This window comes from Paenibacillus sp. CFBP13512, assembly GCF_005233705.1.
In the GTDB taxonomy this organism is placed as follows: Bacteria; Bacillota; Bacilli; order Paenibacillales; family Paenibacillaceae; genus Saccharibacillus; species Saccharibacillus nuruki.
In genome coordinates, this window is the sequence record NZ_QGAD01000001.1 from 351,162 (window position 1) to 374,306 (window position 23,145).

Sequence of the window (23,145 nt, forward strand, 5' to 3'; positions counted from 1 at the left end):
TAGCCTCCTTCATCGTATAAAGCGCTTCTACCAAATCGATTGCATATCCCATACTTCCATCGAGATCACTTCTAACTCTCCATCACTCCAAAGTTCCATTTCCAAAGCATCCGCTCGACTAGGATAGACTCGAGTCGTTAAGCTTTTCAATCCATTTGCATAGACTTCGATCATAGAACCATCCAGATAGATATGAAGCTTCAACGAATCATCATGAATGTCTAACGTACCCCCCTGAATGCCTGTAGAGACCTCTTGAGGATTCAGTGTTGATTTGGTACGATCAACCAACAATTGAGCAGCCTTTCTATCGTAATATAGCAACGTTTCTTCTGCTCGATCCGGTGTACACCGAACTTTAATCCCTATGTTTTGAGCTGTACTGGATTGCAGTTCGACCTGAATCTCTAATCGGTCACCTCGAACATGCTTCAGAAGGTCATTAGCTTCTTGTAACGACTTTTCTTGAAACGATACATGCTTCTTCCCACGCAGGGATTGAAGCTCTTGAATAGGTTCTATGCCTAATCGTCCATCTTCCCTCAAATAGATGCTTAGCGGCAACCCAGCATTGTGAGCCCAACCTGCCTGATATTCAAGTTCCGAAGTACGATTACCCTGTGCAATGGTGAAAATAATTTTTCGATTGGTTTTGGGATCTATCATTCCGCTCGGGCCTGTAAAATGAAAATCTCCTACATCAATTAATTGAGGTTCTTCTTGATCTGGTATAAATGACATTTGTTGTTCATCCCATTGCCCGATCCAATAGAACACTTCAACATCTGCGCCCTCTCCTACAGGGCTAACTAACAAAATATGCTTATGCTGACCCTGCTGATCGATTCCTAATGGAAGAAAGACAGGCAACTCCCAAATCGGCCCAAGATAAGGATATTTCTGTAGATCCGCTTGATAAAAGATACCTTTGTACGTCCAATTCAGCATATCTTCTGAAGAGAAGGCAAGTGCTACTCCGCCTACATCTTCAATACCTGATCCTACTAAAGCTAACCAGCGATCACCTTCTTTCCATACAAAAGGGTCTCTAAAATCTCCAAACGCACCTATTCCATGGGGTTGCACCATCAGAGAATCTGAATATTTAGTCCATTGCACAAGATCTGGATTGTGATCTTGCAAATAAGTGCTTTGTGCAAGGGCTACACTTTGATTGGGAGAAAGATTATCATTGGCTGCTGTAAAGAACAAAACAGGTAGCCCGTTGGCATCATAAGTAGCGCTTCCAGACCAAATGCCATCAGGTGAAAGGTCATCATGTTCAGGAGCTAGCGCTACCGGGAGATCACGCCAGTGTACAAGATCTTTACTCACCCAGTGCCCCCAATGAATATGATAAAAGAACGGGCCCAAAGGGTTGTGTTGATAAAATAAATGATATTGCCCGTCAAAATAAATCGGTGCATGGGGTTCATTCATCCAATGAGCAGGCGGACTCGCATGATACTGTGGTCGATGCCGATCTTGTAATAATGGTGTTCGATCTAGCTTGATCTCGTCATATTCTAGCTGTGGATGCGTACCTTCAGACGTACTGTCTAAAACATGTTGATACGCAGAAGCAATCTGCTCTGTATTCAGTGCTTGATTGTATATTTTGAGTTCATCGAGGATGCCACTGAACATTTGAAGATGGAATACATCAGCCAGTACACTGCTATGATTGTTTCTACCAATAAGCAGATCGGTATCGTCAGCTTGAACAAGTCGAGCGCCCATAGGTACATCAGTACAAGCTATTTCGCTACCATTCAAATACAATTTAAGTTCTCCACGATCACTGTCAAATACAGCATGGATACAAGACCATGTATTTTTGGGAAGTTCATATCCAGCAGGTGCCCATACTTCTTTCCATTGCCCGGTATCCAGCCCTACTTGAAAAGACCATGATCCATGTCGTGACATTCCTAGTAGATAGCCTTGTTTTTGCTCTATATCATGACGATTCACAATAGCTGTTAGCTTGCCTTCGTTGCCCCAATCATAAGAACGTGGTGCTATCCAGACTCCTATCGTAAGTGCAGAGAAAGAGACAGCTTCATGCTCTATACCTGTCTTATCCAATGAATGAGCAATATACGTTGAATATCCATCGAAGCACAGCCCACTTCCGACAACGCCTTTTCTCCACTGTGGATCATGCTGATGCAACTCTGATGAATGAAAAACATAATGGATCGAATCTTGGACTTGAGAGATATTCTCTACCGTGCTTGATCCTTTACCTTCATCAAAGTCCCAATACATTATCAATCCACGATCTTCTGCCAGGTGACTCATGCATCTGCCCCCCATGCAATAGCATCTTGCATTGCCACCGATTTCAGGGTATGCAATTGAAGAGAAGTTAGCGTCGTTTGACCTGATTTTGTACTGATCTCGATAGATTCAAGTGGATCAGGGAAAATCTGATCGGTGATAGCGACAATACCCTGATTGGCATACACTTCTATCGAATTGCGATCTACCCAAATATGCAGATGTAATCGCCCTTCTTTTATCGCTAGAGGAGCGCCATGTTTGACAGCAAATGAAGGATGAAAATCCGTTATTCCTGAACGAGAACGATCAATAAATAACCACTGTTGCACAGGATCGTAACCGACAATCACTTCACTTTGTTGCAAAGATTGAAGACGGATATGAACTTCATCTTGTGAGCGGACATCTAGCTCTACTTCTATTTCGATGAGATCGTTACGGGTATGCTCTACAAAAGGAGTTGCAGGTGTAATCAAAATATTTTCCCAATGTCGAGATTCTTCACGTAACTGTTGTACTTCTTGTACAGGCATTTGCTTGAGTATTGTATGTCCGTTGTTAGAAGTTAGAGATAAGACACGTGGTAGCGTCATAGCACCACGCCACAAATCAGTAGGGGTGTCATTAGCATATTTCCAATTACTCATCCAACCGATAATCACCCGGCGTCCATCTTGTTCAGGTATATCTGACCAAGTCACACCTGCATAATTATCTCTACCATAATCCAACCACATGACATGATCTTTAGGGTTATCATTGCTGAAGGTATGACCGTCAAAATCTCCAACAAAATATTGTGTTCGAGACCCTTCAGGGTATTCAGGATGATCTCCTATACTTATTATCAGCACCCATTTGGAATACCCTGTATCATCTATAGGTAATTCAAATAGATCAGGACATTCCCATACCCCATCATGTGAGCCTTGACCTTCGCCAAATGTGCTGGTTAACGACCATTCCAATAAGTTTTTGGATGTATAGAATCGTGCATGATCGCCTGCAACAATCACCATAATCCAGTGAGCACTTTGCGAATGCCAGAACACTTTAGGATCTCTGAAATCGATCAAGTCTTTTTCCGTAATCACAGGATTTCCAGCGTATTTGTGCCAGGTATGCCCTTGATCACTACTATAAGCTAGACTCTGACGTTGACGGGGTTGATCGGTGTCTGGATGGGTATCTGCATGGGTAAATATAGCGATTAATCCATGAGTATCTTCAAATAATCCGCTACTATTATTCCAATCTACAACACAGCAACCCGAAAAAATCGCTCCATGTTCATCCGGAAATAAAGCAACCGGCATATGTTGCCACTGAATAAGATCTTCACTGACAGCATGCCCCCAGTGCATCGGTCCCCATTTCGTACTGTACGGATGATATTGATAAAAAAGGTGATACATGCCTTCGTAATACACTAATCCATTCGGATCGTTCGCCCAGTTAGCGGCAGGTGCAAAATGAAAACCGGGTCTGAATACATCTGTAGTATGCTGTTGATTTAACTTCATAAATTGCTCAATCTCATCTATTGTTGGCATCGCTTCAAGAGCCCCTTTTCGTGTAGTCACTAATGCTCCTCCAGCGTTCGCAAAAGTAAGCATACTTATCATTTGTTGCGTTGTTACATGTTCCAAAGCACTATCACTCTTCAGAATGTGATATAACAAGCAACCTAGAAAAGCATCACCAGCGCCTGTAGTATCAATAGTGTCAACTTGGAAACCCTTTACATATCCCTCCAGATGAGATAAACGGTAATAACAACCTTTTTCAGCTAAAGTTACTACGATCAAGGGAATGTTGAATTGACGTTGTAACTCTAACGAACCTTTTTCAATATCAGTGGTGTTGCAAATAAAACAAAGCTCTTCTTCCGATATTTTCAAAACACTGGCATGGTTCATTCCCCACCATATCTGTTGCTTAGCTTCTTCTTCACTTTCCCATAAAGACATACGCAGATTCGGATCAAAGGAAAGAAGTACGCCTGCTTCTTTGGCTTGCATCACCGCAGTCTGAGTCGCACTACGTGCAGGTTCATGACTCAACGATACCGAACCAAAATGCAGCACTTTACAATGTTGAATCCGCTCGAGTGAAATGTCTTCTGATTTCAGAAAAGTGTCAGCCCCTGGCTTGCGAAAAAAACTAAACGATCGATCGCCTTGATCATCTAAATGAACAAAAGCCAAGGTTGTACTCGCTTCGTCTGTAAAAGACACTTCAGATACATCCACTCCAGCATTTAACAATCGTTGATGTAGTAACGAACCAAATGGATCACCTCCTACCTTACTGATTAATGCCGTACTCGCTCCTAGACGAGACAATGCAGTCACTACATTAGCAGGTGCCCCTCCAGGATTGCACTCAAACAATTGATGATGTTCAGCTGTATGTCCAGCCGGGGTAAAATCCACTAGCAATTCTCCAATAGCAATAACATCAAGCACAGTTGTTCTCCACCTATTCTCTATTTATTTGTAAGATTAGCGTTGTAACGATCAAGTCCGGTCTGATAGATGCCCATCAATTCATTCAGACCCATTTTCTCCAATGTTTTTAAATAATCCTTCCACTCTTCATCGGTCACACCGTCCACAATAAATTGTCCTCTTTTGGTGTTGACATATCTCATTAATTCAGGCTCAATTCTGTTGATCTTATCCAATTCTTCTGCTGCAAAAAAGATATTTGGGTACTTCTCTTTTTCCATATAAGGAACATAGTATTTGGCTAAATCTTTAGCACGATTCTGAGCACGAGGCTCCATATCTACAACTTTCCCAAAATCAGCAGCCGTAATGACGCCCGGTCCACCTGATCCTGGTGTTACTTTTTGGCGATACTCTCCTGCGGATGCTCCTTCTGGAAGTGGCAGATTGACTAATTTACCATTTTTGTCTTTTTTAAATATGATATCTAACGGACCCCAGTGAATTTGGGCAGCCATATACGGTTCATATTGTTGATCAATCCAACGCATCGTCAATTCGGGATTACTGTTGACGCTAGTAATAGCAAAAGCTCCGCGCCCTGGGCCTCCACCGTTAGCACGTCCAATCAATTGATCTCCTTGCGGTCCTTTTAGTGGAGATAGAAGAACATAATCTTTAGCACGCTCTGTTCCAACCACTTCTTCAGCTTCCCACCAGATATACGATCCAAGCGTCTCATCAATCGTTTTACCTTTAGATAAATACTGCGCGGCATCTTGAGTAAATGATTCTGGATCAATCAGACCTTGCTTGTACCATTTCTCATGGAAATACGTTAATGCTTCCTTGTATTGAGGCTGGGTAGCGGTAAAGATCACTTGTCCATTGCGAACCACTCTGTGCTCCAAATTGTCAGGAAGCCCAAAAGCTCCAAAAAGTCCTGCAATATCCATACACCATTGCATATGCATAAAGCTTAATGGGATTTCATCAGGCTTGCCGTTTCCATTAGGATCTTGTGTTTTGAAAGCAAGTAAAGCTGCTGTATATTCATCTAACGTTTGCGGAACAGGAAGCCCTAATTGATCCAGCCATGATTTATTAATCACATGAAAGAACGGGTTGATTTCAAGATTGTTTTCTTCCCAAGAAGGTAATCCATAGATATGCCCATCTGTTGCTGTAATGGCTAACTTGATATCAGGACGACGTTTAAGCAGTGCTTTCAAGTTAGGCGCATATTGATCAATCAAATCTTCCAACGGAATAATCGTGCCATCTTTTCCATAATTGATTAACTCGTAATCGGTAAATCCTGCTGCATAAAAAGCATCTGGTAAATCTCCACTAGCAATCAGCAAATTTTTCTTTTCTGTATAATCAGTATCGGGGATATTCTCCCAATTGATTTTGACATGTGTCTTCTTTTCCAGACGTTTGAAGATTTCCATTTCTGAAAATTCTGGAGCTAAAGCAGACTTTGGAGATACCATTCTTAACGTTATTGATTCATCTACAATAGGAAGACCTGTTTGATGAAAAGCTACTTTTTTACTGGGATCACTACTTTGATTGTTTGAACCATTATTGTTTGAACATCCGCCCAGTATTAACGCTCCACTCACCATCAAAATGACGGTACTTTTGAATACAGATTTCACAATTTCTAACCTCCTTATACTTTCCACAAGCTACAATCTGGTATCACATGTTATGAAAATAGATCTCTTTGCGATCATCATTTCTGTGTAACTTTATTTCACTTATCCTTTGATCGATCCGATCATGACTCCTTTAACAAAGTACTTCTGCAAAAATGGATACAACATCAGTAAAGGTAGACTGGATACCATAATCACGCCGTATTTAATCAATTCAGTCACACGCATTTTCGCTGCATACGATTCGACATCAATCATCATGCCCGAGTTAACCTGATTCTGAATTAGAATATTGCGAAGGACTAATTGTAGTGGATACTTCTTATCGTCACTCAAATAAATCAAAGCATCGAAGAATCCATTCCAAAAGCCGACTACATGATAAAGCACCATAACCGCTAAAATAGATTTGGATAAAGGTAGAACGATACTCCAGAAAAATCGAGTATTGGAACAACCATCGATAGAAGCGGCTTCCCACATTTCATCTGGAATCGATGATTGAAAAAACGTTCTGACGATAATAACGTTAAATACGCCACCTGCTCCAGGAAGAATAAGCGCCCAAATGGTATTTAATAAATGCAGATCCTTTATTAGCAAATAGGTAGGAATCAACCCTCCACTAAAAAACATAGTGATTAGCAAAAACCACATAATAAAAGACTTTCCAGCTAGATTTTTACGAGCTAAAGGATAAGCTGCAAATACCGTAACTGCAACTCCGATCAGTGTTCCGAGTGTGGCATACAAAATCGAATTCGCATATCCAATCCATATCGAAGAATCATTAAAAATCCGTTCATACCCGTCTAAAGTAAACCCTTTAGGAAATAACCAAATCTCACCCGAATAGATATAATTAGGATCACTGAATGAGGCAACCAATACAAAATACAATGGATATAATACAAGCAACATAATAAAGGTCAATAGAGCATAATTAATAATGTCAAACCACATATCTCCTCGACTTTTACGCTTCAGCAATGAATTCAAAGTAAACTCCTCCCTACCAGAGACTGGTTTCTGTCATTTTTTTGGCAATTCGGTTGACTGTAACAATCAGAACAATATTGATCAGTGAGTTGAACAAACCTACTGCTGTCGAAAAGCTATATTGTGCTTTCTGAATTCCCATCTCATACACATAAGTTGGAATAATATTAGAGGTCGCATAATTCAGATCACTTTGCATTAAGAATGCTTTTTCAAAACCTATGCTCATGATATTACCGAGAGCGAGAATCAGTAAGATCACAATCGTTGGCAAAATACTTGGAATATCGACGTACAATACACGTTTCCATTTGCTTGCACCATCCATTGTTGCCGCTTCATGAAGTTCAGGGTTAACTCCCGCCAGTGCAGCCAGATAAATGATCGTGGCAAACCCTGTTTCTTGCCAGATCCCTGATAAGATATACAGTGGTCGGAACCATCCTTCATCCGCCATAAAGAGAATCGGTTCTCCGCCAAACATCGTAATGATATGATTGATCATTCCACTATTCGGAGATAGAAAAACGTTCAGCATACCGATCAGTACTACTGTAGATATAAAATGTGGTGCATAAATCACAGTCTGTACAAATTTTTTGTATGTTTTCCCTAGCATTTGATTGAGCATAATGGCAATAATAATCGGAGCAGGGAATCCAAATAATAAAGACAAAAAGCTAAGTGAGAGCGTATTCATAATAACTGTCCAGAAATTATAGGAATTAAAAAAATCGATAAAGTGTTGAAATCCTACCCATTCACTTCCCCATATTCCTCGACTTGGTGAGAAATCTTTAAAAGCAATCTGTACGCCATACATAGGATAGTACTTAAATAGAAGATAAATAATAATGATCGGTAGTAAAAATAAATACAATTCATAGTCTCGTTTGAAGCGACTCCATCTTTTTTGTTTGGTTTTGGTCGGTTGTTTGACCTGACTGGTTATCGAATCCACTCTCATTCTCCCTTTCATTTCTATCCTTTTTGAAACGTTTCCAACTTGGTCTAAATAAAATATTCACGTTTCATTTTATGGGATTGATTATTTTTGAAACGTTTCCAATTTTAAATAAAAAACAGCAAGTACTCCTTATTACGCAGTATGTACTGAAGTTTTTTTGATCTAAACAAAGATCATGTCGTTTCACCTTGTTTGAACATTACTGGAATACGGTATACTTGCTGCTCCAAAGAGACACCTTCCATTTTGCTATACAGGAGTCTAATACTCGTGCGCGCCATTTCTTCTACTGGTTGTCTGATTGTGGATAATATAGGATGAAAATAAGGACTATCTTGAATCCCATCGTATCCAATCACTTTTACATCTTCTGGAACTGAGATCCCCTGTTTAGTTGCTCTGTCGATATAATTCGCTGCCAACATATCTGTAATTGCAAATACACCATCAATATCAGGATATGTACCAAAAAACTCATCAAAATACGCTTGATCATCTACGATCGGATCTGCCTTTTCGTAAATAACATAATCGATTCCTAGTGCTTCTGCTTCATCAATAAATCCTTTTCTTCGATTCATCGTTTCGCTAAATACAGAAGTGATACTCCCCATAAAAGCTGGCTTTTGAGATCCGGCTTTAACCAGTTCTCTTAGAGCTAAGCGCCCTCCTTCATAATTGTCTGAAGTGACACAGGTGATCTTCTTATTAAAGTGTCGATCAATACTTACAATCGGAATATCATTACTGACACTACTTTCGATATCGTTATACGTTATGCCTACAATACCAGCGACTTTGTTTTGTCGTAGCATATCCAGATAGTACAGTTCTTTTTCAGGTTTCCCTCCACTATTGCATAACATTAACTTAAATCCTTCTTGATCCAATTCATCTTCAATATAATAAGCTAATTCAGAAAAGAAAGGATTCCAAATACTCGGAAGCAATAAGGCTACCATTTTAGATTTTTGCATTTTGAAATTACGAGCGACTTCATTCGGGAAATAATTAAGCTCTTGGATAGCTTCTTCTACTTTTCGACGTGTGATTGGTTTGACAGCTCCAGAGTTGTTAATAACTCTAGAAACGGTTCCTACAGCAACGCCAGCTAGCATAGCTACATCTTTAATGCTGGTCATTTAACACCTCCGACCTTTCTTATGGAATTTATAATAGCACCAAATTGGAAACGTTTCAATACTTTTTTGGAAACGTTTCATTTTAAATAAAAATCGAACAAAAAGGACTTACTCTTCCTTCTCGAGTCAGCCCTCTTCTACTACAAATATAACGGTTATCTAGCTAGCTATTTAATTCAGTTTGTCGTTCGTTAATACCAGCATGTTGTTGAAATGCGCTAAATACGATCTCAGGGAATCTCTCTCCATCTATTAGAGAGTGATCCGTATTCTCTACCGATAATGGCTCTGTTGAAAATAATTCAGCTTCTTGACGACAGCAAGTCACGGTAATGCGTTTGGATTCACCCGGGAAAAGAGTAAAATAAGCTTCACTTGCTGTGATCCAATAACGGTCACTGGATTCATAAGGATAGATATGCAAAGCTACACTTTCCCCTTGATTGATTACTTTATAATCTCTTGTCCATAATGTATAAGCGATACTATCAGATACAGAAGTACTCCACTCTTGATCGGCTTCTACCTGTAAATAAGAATTGCCTTTTTGAAGCGCAGGTGCATAGATAGACTGCTGCTTCGTTGAAAAAGTATACATATTATCTGCAATCGATTTCTCTCCACATGTAGACTGCAAGCGAATATAGAATAACTGATCTTCAGTCTGTGGAATCGTACAGCGGAACAAAGCAGGCGTTACCGCATGATTGGAATTAGTTGTTCCGACAATATGACGTTCTTGCAATATCTGACCTTTGCTGTTCAGCAATTGGATATTCACTTTAAACGGTTGGTCGTGATCATGACTAACAATACGCATAGGAAATGCGACAATCTGTCCTGCTTGATAATGTAGACTACGATAATCGATACTTGCTCGAAAAGGAGCAAACGCTTCTTTCACCCAATAATAAGCCATCTTCGTTTCATAATAATAATCTACTAGATTTGTACAGCTCACATTAGGCCACGGTTCATTCAATTGCCAGACCAGACTACCACTATTGTTAAACTGCCGGCTTCGATTGGAATCCAAAATAAAGCGTAACCCTTCAGCTTGAATCCATTGGCTACAATCAACAAACGTTTCTAATGTCTCTAAAGAGCCAAATAAGTCAAGATCCCGACTATACGTATCCCACCATTCTCCATGATGCCGCCAGACCAGACTCTTTTCCATCGAAGTCGGTTGCCGATAAGACTCACTTAGAAATTTATGTAGACTGCGAACAGGACTCATCCCGTCTACGCCAAACTCACTATGAAATAAATGATCTGCTTCTCCATACAATACATAATGTTGCGGATTACCTTCATATTTCCAGTGACCGTGTACATCATGGCTGACACCTTTTTCATGGGTAATATATTGCACAGGTCCTGAAGCAGATGTTGGTAAAAACAACCGCTGTGCATCATATTGCTGAACAAGTTGCTTGAGCATCGCTAGATTAAGATCATCATATGTCGAAGGAATATTAGGTGCACTCATTAATTCATTACCACCACTCCAGATCGTAAGGCTGGTATGATTGCGACGACGCTTTAGTGCAGAGATCGCATTGGTTTGTAATAAAGTCAAGAACTCTGGCTGTTGAGAAGGCCTATTATCTATTCCAGAACTAGACTGGATAAATTCTTGCCAGATCATAATACCGTGCATATCACATAGCTCATATAAAATACTTTTTTCTATAATACCGCCACCCCAGATGCGAAGCATATTCATATTCGCTTCTTTAGCAAAGTGAATAAGCCATTCATAACGACCATCCGTAATATTGCCGTACAGATGATCCAGTGGAGTGATATTTGCCCCGCGAATATAGATTTTACGCCCGTTAATTTTGACAGTGTAAGGTAAAGCATCGGCTGGGCTTTCTTCATTCGCTACATATTCCAAGCGCCGAATCCCTGTACGACATGTATACAGATCACATTTCATATCCTGCTGAAGCAATATAACCTCTACAGTATACAAAGGCTGATCTCCATATCCATTGGGATACCATAACTGCGGAGAATCAATAACACTTTGAATGTTAAATGCAGACTCATGCTCTGTAAGTGACTGTTGTAATTGAACAACCGAATTTCCTGCTGAATCCAAAATAGACACTTGCACTAGCGTAGACTTTTTACTCTCCCCATGTTGCTTGATCTCTCCAGCAATCTGAATAAGCCCTTGATGTTGCTCGTTTAGATCTGTCTGTACTTGAATATCCTGTAATGAACAATTTTGATAGGACTTAAGCACAAGATCATCCCAGATCCCAATATTGATCAGACGGGTTGAAAAGTCCCATTTGTAATTGAATCGACTTTTCTGAGTAAAGGTTGTAGAAGTTTTGCCGATTTGCCCCATTTCATCAGGAGGATGTTTGAGTACAATTAGTAATTCAACAGTCTGACTTTGCTTCAGACAGGCGGTGATATCCAATACAGCCGGTTCATACATCCCGATATGTTCTCCTAGAAATTGCCCATTCCAATAAATAAGGGCTTCGTAATCAAGCCCTTTGCAGATCAGTTCAGTTCCAATAGATTCTGGGTTTACACCCCATACATCTGTCCAGTCAAAACATGTCCGATACACCCACCAGCGATTCTCCACCCATTCACATTGAAGACTGTTCATATCACGATATGGATTCTCTATCCAACCTGCACGATAAAGATCATAATGAACACCACCAGGTACAGTTGCTGGCATCCATTCAGTCACACCCATTAATTCATTCCCAATCTCCATACTTGTTCCTTTGATCGGAACCCAGGGCCAGAATCCTTTCAGTTCCCATGTCAACTGACGTAATGAATATTCTTGAGCTGATGTATACATACTTGCCAATAGAATCATGTCCTCTCTTACCGTATGATTATCCTTTTACTGCACCACTGGTCACACCTGAAAAGATATATTTTTGCAGAAATAAATATAATAAAACCGTTGGAATCATAATAATCAGAATCGCCGCGCAGATATTGGTCCATTGAGCTTGATTGTTTCCTGCAAACCGCATAATAGCTGTAGAGACCACCACTAAGTCTTGCTTGGGCATATACAGAAATGGAATATACAATTCATTGTAAATATTGATTGTTTTTAAAATAATTAACGTAGCTGTTGCAGGCCCTAGTAACGGTAAAATAATACTGCGATAAATCCGCAATAGACTGGCTCCATCCATCATGGCACTTTCATCTAATTCATACGGAATATTTTTGATAAATTGCAAATAGATATAGATCTGGATCACATCGGCTCCTACAAAAAGCAAAATAGGTGCATACAGCGTATTATAGATCCCCATCGCTTGAATAATAGAAAAGGTAACCACCTGAGTCGTAATCGTCGGGATAATCGTAGCAATCAAAAACGCCCCAATTACGAGTTTCTTCCCTCTAAATTCGATTCGTCCTACAGCATAAGCCACCATCGTACCGAGTATAATATTGCCGATTAACGCGACCATAATAATCAAAAATGTATTGAAGAAAGCATGCATAATATCTGCACGATCGATTACATTTGCAAAATTGTCAAAGTTCAAAAAACTAGCAGGTAACGAAAAAGGGTTACTGCCTTCATCTTCATTTTTAAATGCATTTACAAATACAACATACAGTGGAAACAGTACGGTACATGTACCCACAATCAAAATGACATATTTGAGCATATGCACAAGATCAAATTTTCGACTCATTAATGATCAGTCCCCTTTCCGATTAATGACTAGATTTTGAACTAACAAAATAATCGCTGTAAATAGAAGTAATACCACACTCATCGCTGAAGCTAACCCATAATTGTTAAATTGGAAAGCAGTCTCGATCGTTTTGAATAAGAACGTTTCACTCGCTCCAGCAGGGCCGCCTTTGGTTAAAACAAACGGTAAATCGAACACAGCCAACGCACCACTAAGCGTTAGGAACATATTTAACGAGATGATAGGGGTTAGATTAGGAATAGTTAGTGACCATAACATCTGAAAACGACTGGCTCCATCAATTTTAGCGGCTTCATACATATCACCCGGAATCGATTGTAAAGCTCCTAGATAAATGACCATATTGTAGCCCATAAAGCGCCAGAAGCCGATCGAAGCCAGTGCATAGTTAACTAGCGAAGCATTACCGAGCCAACTTTGTTGCCATGACTTTAATCCAACAAGCCCTAGCAATCCATTCAACGATCCATTAGTGGTATCGAAGACATACTGGAACATAAATGCAACTGCAACGGCATTCATAATAAAAGGAAGAAACAACATCACTCTAAAAAAATTACGTCCCCGCAATTTGGAATTCAAAATAACAGCAAATACAATCGCTACGATATTTTGAATAATACCAATCAGTACATATGGAATCTGATGTAGAAAAACACCAAACAAATCTGGATTGGTAAAAATCTCAATATAGTTCCCTAGCCCAAGCCACTCTTTAACCGGACTAATACCATCCCAACTGGTAAAGCTCAAGTACACTAATCGCATCGCTGGATAATACGTAAATAGCGCTAACAATGCCAAAGGGATCAACAAAAACGATATTAAAATGAATTTGCGTTGTAACGGATATGAAATATGACTCATCGTTCCACTTCATTCCCTTTCTATAACAGCTTCATAGAGCAAAGTAGACTCGTTTACAGATCGATGCTACTTTGCTTCTATTTAGTTCAACTTTTAATTTGGATTTAGTTACCTAGTGATTTTTTGGCATTTGCCCAGGCTGCGTTGTATTTATCAATAATCGTTTGTGGGTCTGAAGCTAGCACAAATTCTTGTACAAAAGCTTCTTTGGTGATCTGCGCTTTATTCACAATTGCTGTCACTTTAGGATCATCAGATACAGCTTCAAGATACTTCGGTTTGAAGCTATTAAATTCTGTTAATTGAGTAACCGCCGGCTTTTTATCTTTGAGAACTGGAATAAATCCTGCAAAATCATCAAATCCTGAATCTTCCAACATCCATTTTACAAAAGCTTTAGCTGTTGCCGGATGCTCACTGTTTTTGTTTACTCCATAAGCCCAGTCTGGTGCTAATGTCACATTGTGTTTACCAGAATTATCATAAGGGAATGGGAAGTATCCGATGTTAGCTGAATCGGTTCCACTTTCAATGACTTGCGGAATCGCCCAGTTGCCGATTACATACATCGCAAATTTACCACTGGCAATATCTTTTTTGGATTGCTCCCAATTGGTCGAATTAATATCCGGTTCAAGATAGCCTTTCTCATACATATTGCGAATAATGCCCATCGATTGACCATAAGGATTATCCAATTGATAAGGTGCATCACTTTGAAGACGATTGTTATTGAGGTTAGCATCTCCTGCGATAGCAGTCGGAATCTCTGAAGACCACGGATATAATGTCCATTGATCTTTAAAATTAGAAGCAAGTGCTACTTTACCAGCTGCTTTCAGCTTATCTGCTGCTGCATAAAATTCATCTAACGTTTGTGGCACTGTAGTAATCCCTGCATCGGCAAAAGCATTTTTGTTGTACAAAATACCTGTTGTCGTAGCACCAACTGAAATGCCATAGACTTTGTTTTCAAATGACTTGTAATCTTTAAAATAGATACGATCATTCAATCCTAGATCATCTAACGGTGCGAAATATTTAGGAAGATCAGAATTAGGGATGGTCGGAATTAACACTACATCTGGAAATTCACCTGAACCTACACGAATCTTAGTCGTTTTATCCAAATCGGTAACCGCTTCAAATTCGACATGAGCATCTGGATACTTTTCATTAAAGCGTTTAGCATAATCATCGTATTTCTCACCGATCATATCTGTACGATTCGTTAAAAAAGTGATCGTGCCACTAATCTCATTTTTGTCGGCGGATTGACTTTCTGTTTTACCACAAGCGGTGATGAATACAGATAATATGACAAGGAGTACAACAGGTAAGTATACTTTTTTCACTTTGAATCCCCCTAATATTGATATCGCTTACATCCAAACATTAACATATTTAAATTTTTATTTCAACAAAATAATTATATTTAATTCAAATTTATAAAAATTGTTGAAATAATTCAATTGTAAACATAGCAAAAAGACACCTTCTACACATCATGTGCTGGATAGGTGTCTTTAACAGGTAGCTATTCAATGGGTGATAATGATATCCAATTATTCTTTTGATTGCTTTGGTGCTGTAATTGATGCTCGTTCAATCAATTGAGTAGACATTAGTATATGTTCAGGAGTCACATCAGGATTCTCAATACGTCGCATCAACATTTGTACCGCTCGCATTCCAATATCATTTTTAGGTACACGAATTGTAGTTAGCTTAGGATTCATCAGCTCGGTTAATGTCAAATCATCAAACCCGATAATAGATACATCTTCCGGGCAACGAATATCCCATTTTGATAACAAACTAAGTGTCTCTAACGCTACCACATCATTTCCACAAAATAGTGCTGTTAATGCCTGATCAGATGTTGTGTGCGTTTTCAAATGTTCTGAGAATTCACCAGTGATATACATCCCTGTACCACTTACACCGATCCCAGCAATAAACGTTGCTTGTATATCGTCAGTATTCTTTTCGTTAAAATCACGAATGGCTTCACGAAATCCCCGGCTACGTTCACGAAAGCTCCATGAAGCATCAGGATCACCAACAAACCCTATGTTACGATGACCTTGTGCAAATAAATGATTGGTCGCTTGATAGGCACCCAAAAAATTATTCGCCAGAATATGATCAATCGAAGGATCTAACAAATTCGCATCTAACATCACAAAAGGAAAATGGATCGAACGTAACATTTCAATATAATTATCCGGTAAATGCCCCATTACGATAGCACCATCCGCTTTGCGATCATAGATGCTTGACGGCAATCCTTCTTTGGGAAACAAACTAATATCTATCGTCGATAAAATCATACTAAACTGATGATTGGTCAACTCAGCTTCGACGCCTTGCATCACTTTACCCCAGTATTCAATATCATCAAGATACGCTCTAGGCATTAACACTACAATATTACCTGTTTGAGCATCTCCAACTTTTTTGCGAACAGGCTTGATCCGATAACCCATTTCTTCTGCGGTCTGCCATATCTTTTCCCGTGTGCCTTCATTAACAGCCGGATCATTAGATAACGCTTTGGAGACAAGCGCTTTAGATACTTTTAATTCATCTGCAATCACTTGCAGTGTAATTTTTTTCATGGAGCTTATAATCCCCCTTTATGTATCGTTTATCTGTGTTATGGATTCACTTGCTTTAACAATAAAGCTTTATTCAACAAATTTCAACTCTATTCCTATACGATGTAAGAACAAAAAATCCAAACAATAGCTAAGAAATCTCTCTTAGTCTACAGTTTGGATTTTTCTTCTTGAGTGTGTTAGTTACGCCTTACCGGATCATAATCCTGAATCTTACTTAGCAAGCCTAGTACCTTATGTTACTTTAACTTCGGTAATTCATCACGTGTGATCACATTAGAAGCATTATAGACGGTTTGAATTTGTGCATTTGTATTTTTTTCAAAGGTGAGTTCTGCCCAGCTCATCGCAAATGCCCACTTAGGCTGAGCCGCTAACTGGCTCGGAGTCGGTAATACATCACATTCACCAATAGCAATAGGTTTGCCATTGGCTACACTCAAAGCGGTATTGTATTTCTGCGTTGTAAATCCATCTGGATTGTATACATCTAACGCAAAGATATCCCAATAAGCACTACCCGGGTTATATACATTCCAATTCAGATCCAAATCTTGCATATCCCATACCCAGACCAGATTAGTCAATCCTTTAGTTTTAACTAGATAATCATGTGTTAAGCGATACAATTCAGCTGTACCTGTACTTCCCGGACGACCTGCCCACCAGAATACTCCTTGATTCATTTCGTGAAATGGACGGAATAAGACAGTCACGTTATTATCTTCTAAATATTGAAGGTATTGAGCATAGTTATCTAAGCGAGCTTTCCACGCTTTGTTTAACGTACCTCCATTAGTCGTTAAGTCTTTCCACTGTGTATCACTAAGATGACTGACTACGCCACCTTCCCAATTGCCTGCATCTGCTTGTGTAGGAGGTGTAACATGCATCATCACCTGAACGATTGCTCCGTTATCCCATTGCTTTTTGGCTTCATAGATCATATTCCAACGGTTATTGACATCATTTGCTGAAAATAATAAATCACCACTCCACAGCCCTGGATATTTACCTGTAATGCTTTTTATTTTCTCAGTTTGTACAGCAGGCGTAGCATTCGGTTCACGATTGTGCATGCCGATCACTGTCTGCTTGCCACTGATACTTTTAATATAATCAAGGACTCCGGTAGAAGCTTGTGTACCACTACCGTATATTTCAAATTCATATAAAGAGTATCCATACGTTGTAGCTCGTTGAAAAGCATACATTTTCACATATCTAGCTGTAGTCGATGGAAAAGTAATCGTGTTGGTTCCACCAGTGTTACTATAATTCGAATAGACCGTATTCCAGTTTATATTATCGGTAGATGTCTGAATTTGGAATTGCTTCGCATACGCAGCTTCCCACCGTAAAATAACACTTGATACCGATTGAGCCGATCCCAGATCAACAATATAATATTGTTGGTCTGCGTTGGTAGATGCCCAGCGTGTAGAAGTATTACCATCTACAGCATTAGAGGCTATATTGCCACTGGCTTCAGTCGAAGAAACCGTCACTTGTTTTCCTCGTGCCAGATTCACACCTGCCGCTTCCACCTTAGATGACGAAGAAAACGATACACTTCCAAACACCAAACTGAACATCACTAGAACGATTAACAAAGTACGACTCTTTTTCACCATCATATTGCCTCCTCTATCAAGTTCAGTGTTTTCTATCTACTCCTACCCTGTAATTCATCTTGTATAGCATACATTTACAATTGTGTACGGTGCTAAAAAGCATTTTATAGAGTAGTCTATCACCTCCTTCAATATTTCAAATAATATAATTATACTTTTATTTAAATTTTAAATTTTGTTTAGTATACATATATTACATAATTTGAAAATAAAAATATATAGCTTTTCACAAATTAAAAAAAAGAATTATAAACAAAACAGACTATCCTTGATCATGGATAGTCTTCTTCGCACATATATTCAGCTATTTTAAATGCTGTATAAGCAACAACAAGGCATTGATCACTTTGATAAAAGTAACTTGAGGTAGAAGGTTCAATCTTTCTGTATTTCTGTATTTCTGTATTTCTGTATTTCTGTATTTCTATTTTTATATACTTCTCATTTTTAATCTTCACCATCTTTTTTAAACAGCTCAAGAAGCGCTAGGAATGCTTTTATAGACGATTCAATTATAAATACGATTACTTATACAAAACGTGTACAAACATAACTAAAAACCGATTCTAGAAGCTCTAACGAAGACTGCGGTATGACTGGATTGAACCTGATTATGTCTATAAAACAAAAAGAGCACTTCTACCGTTATATAACGGTGAAGCGCTCTTTTATCTGTACATCTCATAATGCCGAGAACCGGAATCGAACCGGTACGGTAGTCACCTACCGCAGGATTTTAAGTCCTGTGCGTCTGCCAGTTCCGCCACCCCGGCACATTAACCCTTGACGGGTTATACATGTGCTGCTCTTCTTTATGTACTACGTGTATGGCTTTTACTTATATCAAAAATATAAGTATGCCGAGGACCGGAATCGAACCGGTACGGTAGTCACCTACCGCAGGATTTTAAGTCCTGTGCGTCTGCCAGTTCCGCCACCCCGGCAAATGATGAGATGAATAAATTCACCTTCATACTCATTGCCTCAATCACTAGCAGTGATTGTTTCGCCAACATTTAAGATCATACCATGCTAAATATATAACTGTCAACACTTTAGATTGGATTTTATTTTCAGCTGATCAAATCGTCGATTTTCAAGAGACAATATCTATATTTTCCAAAGAAATAAATTGAGATAATCGTAAGTTAAAGCGGATCGAAGTGCCTTGCTCTCCACTATTGATTTCAAATTCACCTTTGAGTAAATGGATCAATTTTCTACTTATTGCAAGGTTAAGCCCTATACTACCGTACTGCTGATACCATGACATATCGTTAACTTCATTCAGCGAATCAAATAATTGCTCTAATGTTTTGTTATCCATAATCATGCGCGAATTATGAATAGAAACATCCAAAAATACACTGTTATCTAAATCATGAATCACAGTAGAGATAGATAATGTTAATTGTCCTACAGAGTTGTAACGTAAAGCATTAAGTGTATTAATCAAAGTTTGTCTTAATCGTAAAGCATCGCCATAGATTAACGGCAATATATTCTCAGCCGTATCGACTTTTACAATAATAGGATTCTTTTCTAAAGGGGTCTCTAGTGACGTAACCACTTCATGAATGGTATGCATCAGATCAAAAGGTTCTTGATCAATCTCTGTTGCTCCTTCTTCCATATGACTAAAGCTTAAAATGTCTTCTACTAATGTCAGCATCGATTGATTACTGGATTCAATAATATCCATATATACCTGTTGTTGTGGATCGATTTCCGAGTCCATCATCAGATCCGCTACGCCTACAATATTTGTCATTGGTGTACGAATTTCATGCCCCATGATCGCTAGAAGATTACGATTAACTTGTGCAGACTTTTCCGCTTTGAGGCGTGCTTGCTCAAGTTCTATTTCTTTGTGCTTTAGATCTGTAACTGTTCGTTCCAACTCTACGACGTATGCCAAGAAAATAGTCATCGTTTCTAACGTTTGGATATCTGCTTCACTAAATTTATACGTATCACGGTCTAGCGCACAGATCGTTCCATAAATACTACCATCTCGCAAACGTACCGGTAATCCTATAAAAGAACCTCCACCAATAGAACTTGTTACTTCCATATTGCGTGTCAATTCGTCTTCATTGGTATTTTCGATAATTAAAGGCATTGTCTTATTCTCATTATTGATCACAAGACTGCAATAACTTAATTCTAAAGGAAGTACACTACCCTGTTCTACTAATTGTTCATCACGATTATAAGCTCTCATAATGACATTGTTTAAGCCATCATTACTGGCAATAAAAATAGTATTGATATGGATAAGTCCACCGATTATTTTAATAATGTGGTCTGCTGCATCGCCCACATTTTGATATAAAATGGTATTGATTGAAGAGGTATTCATTGTGAAATTCACCATCTTTCATTAAGAAAATTGCAAGTATAGTTCTATATACCCAATTTATACTTAAGTTTATTATATATTAAATTTTAAATAAAGTATTGTGAATTTTTGTACTTTTTTAGCATAAGACATATGTTTTAATAAACATATAAAGATAGAGAGAATCTAAAGATGTGATTCATCTTGCTCTACAATGGTTTATTTCGATAACATAGCCTTTATATTGATGTGAAAATATATTGCATATCTGTTATGTCGAAAATAGCAAGATAGACGAAAGGGTGACTTCTAATGAGTAAACCAGATGAGTATAAAAACCATGAGGAACGCGGCGCAGGTGTAGATCCTATACCAGATCCAGATTCTAATAAAAATCATTCTGCAGAAAATTTGCTTGAGGAAGCAGTGAGTGAATCTGTAGATAAAGTGAAAGAAGATTTCAGTAAAGATTCCAAAAAAGATTCTTCTACTGATCATTCTGATCATAAATAAAAATAATTCTGATTCTTTTGAACTACTTGGTCAGGGATACAGCTTGGAGGTTATACGCTATGAAATTTATTCTAATTGTTGTTATTGTTGTACTTTTAGTGATGCTGTTTATGCGACGTAGAAAACGGTAAATATAGCTACTTATACAAAAAGACCCTTACATCTGTAAGGGTCTTTTTCTAATGGGCCCAGAGGGACTCGAACCCCCGACCAACCGGTTATGAGCCGGTAGCTCTAACCAACTGAGCTATAGGCCCGCATCTCCAAAAGAACGATTTCTATTGGAAAGTAATATAAACAGCGACTCAATTAATATACCGTATTTCACCATTTCACGTCAAGTGAATTTTCTGGATACTGTATACATCCATGTCATATACCTTATCATTATCACGTTCTTATTTTACAAAATATGTAGCATGTGTATTAAAGATCAGGGCATACATCATGATGTATACCCTGATACTCACCAATTCATTAATGAATTATATTTAGCATTAAGTTACCTATCGATTAAGACTAACTTATTTGCCAAAAGCAGATGGATCTTCACGCCATGAACGTAGCAATTCCAAATCTTCTGCTGGAATTTTGCCTAATTCTACTGCTTTGTCGATCAAGGCTGTATAGTTGGAAAGCGTTTGTAATGGAAGATTCGCTTCTGCAAAAGCATGTGTAGCTTTATCCAACTGGTAACTAAAGATAGCCAGTACTGCTAATGGATCTGCCCCTGCTTCGCGTACTGCTTCAGCAGCTTTAATTGAACTACCTCCTGTTGAAATCAAATCTTCGATAACAATCACTTTCTGACCTGATTGAATTAATCCTTCGATCTGATTGTGTTTGCCATGTCCTTTGGCTTTGTCCCGAATATAAGCCATCGGCAAATCTAACTTCTGTGCTACCCATGCTGCATGAGGAATACCTGCTGTAGCTGTTCCTGCAATCACTTCAGTATCTGGATATTGTTCACGAATGATCATAGCAAACGCATCTGCAATCTGATCGCGTATGTATGGATATGACATCGTCAGACGATTATCACAATAGATAGGTGATTGGATGCCTGATGTCCATGTAAAAGGCTCCTGTGGACTTAAAGCGACCGCTTCAATCTGTAATAATGCAGATGCAATGTGTGCTGGAATCTCTTCAATGGTTAACATGTACACTCATCTCCTCTATAATCTGTTGTGTAGCTTCTCTAGGATCATTTGCTCCTGTAATCGGACGACCGACTACCAAGTAATGACTACCGCCTGCTATCGCTTCTCCTGGCGTCAATATACGCTTCTGATCACCTAGATCACTGCCTGCTGGACGCACACCTGGCGTGACTGTAGCAAATGATGTCCCACATGCTTGTTGAATCATAGACACTTCTAATGGAGAGCATACTACCCCGCCTAATCCACTTTGCTGTGCTAAGCGTGCATAATGAACTACAGCTTCTTCTACCGTTCCTTGAATACCTATTTCTTGATTCATCACTTGCTGGGATGTACTGGTTAACTGGGTCACAGCGATCAGTAAAGGGCGTACTAAGTTAGAATCTGTAGCTAACGCAGATTCCATGCCTTCTACTGCTGCTTTCATCATCTGTACACCACCTGCTGCATGCACATTAAATATATCTACACCCAGTCTGGTGATGCTGTTTGCTCCACCTTTAACAGTATTCGGAATATCATGCATTTTCAAATCCAGAAATACAGAATATCCTTTTGTTTTGAGTTCACGTACAAAATCAGGACCTGCACTATAAAATAATTGCATCCCTACTTTGATCGTACATGGAATGCCTTGAAGATGTTCGATCAATACTCGTGCTTCTTCTACATTAGGATAATCGAGCGCTACAATCAAGCGCTTCGCAATTGCTTGAGATATGGAATGTGTCAACTGGCTATACCTCCTTGATGATCGAATT

16 protein-coding genes and 3 tRNA genes are annotated in these 23,145 nt (G+C 38.9%); 1 reads left to right on the forward strand and 18 read right to left on the reverse strand.

Translation table 11 applies throughout. The features are described from left to right. Positions 1-27: 27 nt before the first annotated feature. The 15 genes from PaeCFBP13512_RS01605 to PaeCFBP13512_RS01675 form a co-directional block, all read right to left on the reverse strand. Positions 28-2,304: a GH32 C-terminal domain-containing protein gene (locus PaeCFBP13512_RS01605; protein WP_137220736.1), complete on the reverse strand. Its 2,277-nt coding sequence runs from the start codon at positions 2,302-2,304 to the stop codon at positions 28-30. Continuing rightward, the gene (locus PaeCFBP13512_RS01610; RefSeq protein WP_137220737.1) at positions 2,301-4,754 is read right to left on the reverse strand and encodes a PfkB family carbohydrate kinase; all 2,454 of its coding nucleotides are present in this window, start codon (positions 4,752-4,754) and stop codon (positions 2,301-2,303) included. The genes PaeCFBP13512_RS01605 and PaeCFBP13512_RS01610 overlap by 4 nt, the downstream gene beginning before the upstream one ends. A 20-nt stretch (positions 4,755-4,774) precedes the next feature. Then, positions 4,775-6,367 (reverse strand): ABC transporter substrate-binding protein, encoded by a 1,593-nt coding sequence (locus PaeCFBP13512_RS01615; RefSeq protein WP_137220872.1) that lies wholly within the window; start codon positions 6,365-6,367, stop codon positions 4,775-4,777. Positions 6,368-6,502: 135 nt separating this feature from the next. Beyond that, positions 6,503-7,399: a carbohydrate ABC transporter permease gene (locus tag PaeCFBP13512_RS01620; RefSeq protein WP_137220738.1), complete on the reverse strand. Its 897-nt coding sequence runs from the start codon at positions 7,397-7,399 to the stop codon at positions 6,503-6,505. A gap of 13 nt (positions 7,400-7,412) precedes the next feature. Beyond that, positions 7,413-8,366, reverse strand: coding sequence for an ABC transporter permease (locus tag PaeCFBP13512_RS01625; RefSeq protein WP_193555929.1), 954 nt, complete (start codon positions 8,364-8,366; stop codon positions 7,413-7,415). 173 nt (positions 8,367-8,539) lie between these two features. Then, positions 8,540-9,508, reverse strand: coding sequence for a LacI family DNA-binding transcriptional regulator (locus PaeCFBP13512_RS01630; RefSeq protein WP_137220740.1), 969 nt, complete (start codon positions 9,506-9,508; stop codon positions 8,540-8,542). A gap of 163 nt (positions 9,509-9,671) precedes the next feature. After that, positions 9,672-12,350 carry a glycoside hydrolase family 2 protein gene (locus PaeCFBP13512_RS01635; RefSeq protein WP_161594184.1) on the reverse strand — a complete coding sequence of 893 codons (2,679 nt, stop codon included), beginning with the start codon at positions 12,348-12,350 and terminating at the stop codon, positions 9,672-9,674. 37 nt (positions 12,351-12,387) lie between these two features. After that, entirely contained in the window at positions 12,388-13,215 is an 828-nt protein-coding gene (locus PaeCFBP13512_RS01640) for a carbohydrate ABC transporter permease (RefSeq protein ID WP_137220742.1), read from the reverse strand. A 6-nt stretch (positions 13,216-13,221) separates the two neighbouring features. Further along, positions 13,222-14,106 (reverse strand): carbohydrate ABC transporter permease, encoded by an 885-nt coding sequence (locus PaeCFBP13512_RS01645; RefSeq protein ID WP_137220743.1) that lies wholly within the window; start codon positions 14,104-14,106, stop codon positions 13,222-13,224. Positions 14,107-14,210: 104 nt separating this feature from the next. After that, entirely contained in the window at positions 14,211-15,461 is a 1,251-nt protein-coding gene (locus tag PaeCFBP13512_RS01650; RefSeq protein ID WP_137220744.1) for an ABC transporter substrate-binding protein, read from the reverse strand. Positions 15,462-15,671: 210 nt separating this feature from the next. Beyond that, entirely contained in the window at positions 15,672-16,727 is a 1,056-nt protein-coding gene (locus tag PaeCFBP13512_RS01655; RefSeq protein WP_069328972.1) for a LacI family DNA-binding transcriptional regulator, read from the reverse strand. A gap of 239 nt (positions 16,728-16,966) precedes the next feature. Further along, positions 16,967-18,361 (reverse strand): glycosyl hydrolase, encoded by a 1,395-nt coding sequence (locus PaeCFBP13512_RS01660; protein WP_206665590.1) that lies wholly within the window; start codon positions 18,359-18,361, stop codon positions 16,967-16,969. A gap of 687 nt (positions 18,362-19,048) precedes the next feature. Then, positions 19,049-19,134, reverse strand: a tRNA-Leu gene (locus PaeCFBP13512_RS01665). 85 nt (positions 19,135-19,219) lie between these two features. Then, positions 19,220-19,305: transfer RNA gene (locus PaeCFBP13512_RS01670), tRNA-Leu, on the reverse strand. Positions 19,306-19,457: 152 nt separating this feature from the next. Next, the gene (locus PaeCFBP13512_RS01675) at positions 19,458-20,723 is read right to left on the reverse strand and encodes a GAF domain-containing sensor histidine kinase (RefSeq protein WP_161594185.1); all 1,266 of its coding nucleotides are present in this window, start codon (positions 20,721-20,723) and stop codon (positions 19,458-19,460) included. A gap of 291 nt (positions 20,724-21,014) precedes the next feature. On the opposite strand from PaeCFBP13512_RS01675, the gene PaeCFBP13512_RS01680 reads away from it, so the two are divergent. Next, positions 21,015-21,215, forward strand: a complete 201-nt coding sequence (locus PaeCFBP13512_RS01680; RefSeq protein ID WP_137220746.1) for a hypothetical protein — start codon at positions 21,015-21,017, stop codon at positions 21,213-21,215. A gap of 183 nt (positions 21,216-21,398) precedes the next feature. On the opposite strand, the gene PaeCFBP13512_RS01685 is transcribed toward PaeCFBP13512_RS01680, so the two are convergent. From PaeCFBP13512_RS01685 to pyrF, 3 genes are all read right to left on the reverse strand, one after another. After that, a tRNA-Ile gene (locus tag PaeCFBP13512_RS01685) sits at positions 21,399-21,472 on the reverse strand. 267 nt (positions 21,473-21,739) lie between these two features. Continuing rightward, positions 21,740-22,381 (reverse strand): orotate phosphoribosyltransferase, encoded by a 642-nt coding sequence (gene pyrE / locus PaeCFBP13512_RS01690; protein WP_137220747.1) that lies wholly within the window; start codon positions 22,379-22,381, stop codon positions 21,740-21,742. Continuing rightward, positions 22,368-23,117 (reverse strand): orotidine-5'-phosphate decarboxylase, encoded by a 750-nt coding sequence (pyrF, locus tag PaeCFBP13512_RS01695; protein WP_275094474.1) that lies wholly within the window; start codon positions 23,115-23,117, stop codon positions 22,368-22,370. The genes pyrE and pyrF overlap by 14 nt, the downstream gene beginning before the upstream one ends. Positions 23,118-23,145 lie beyond the last annotated feature (28 nt).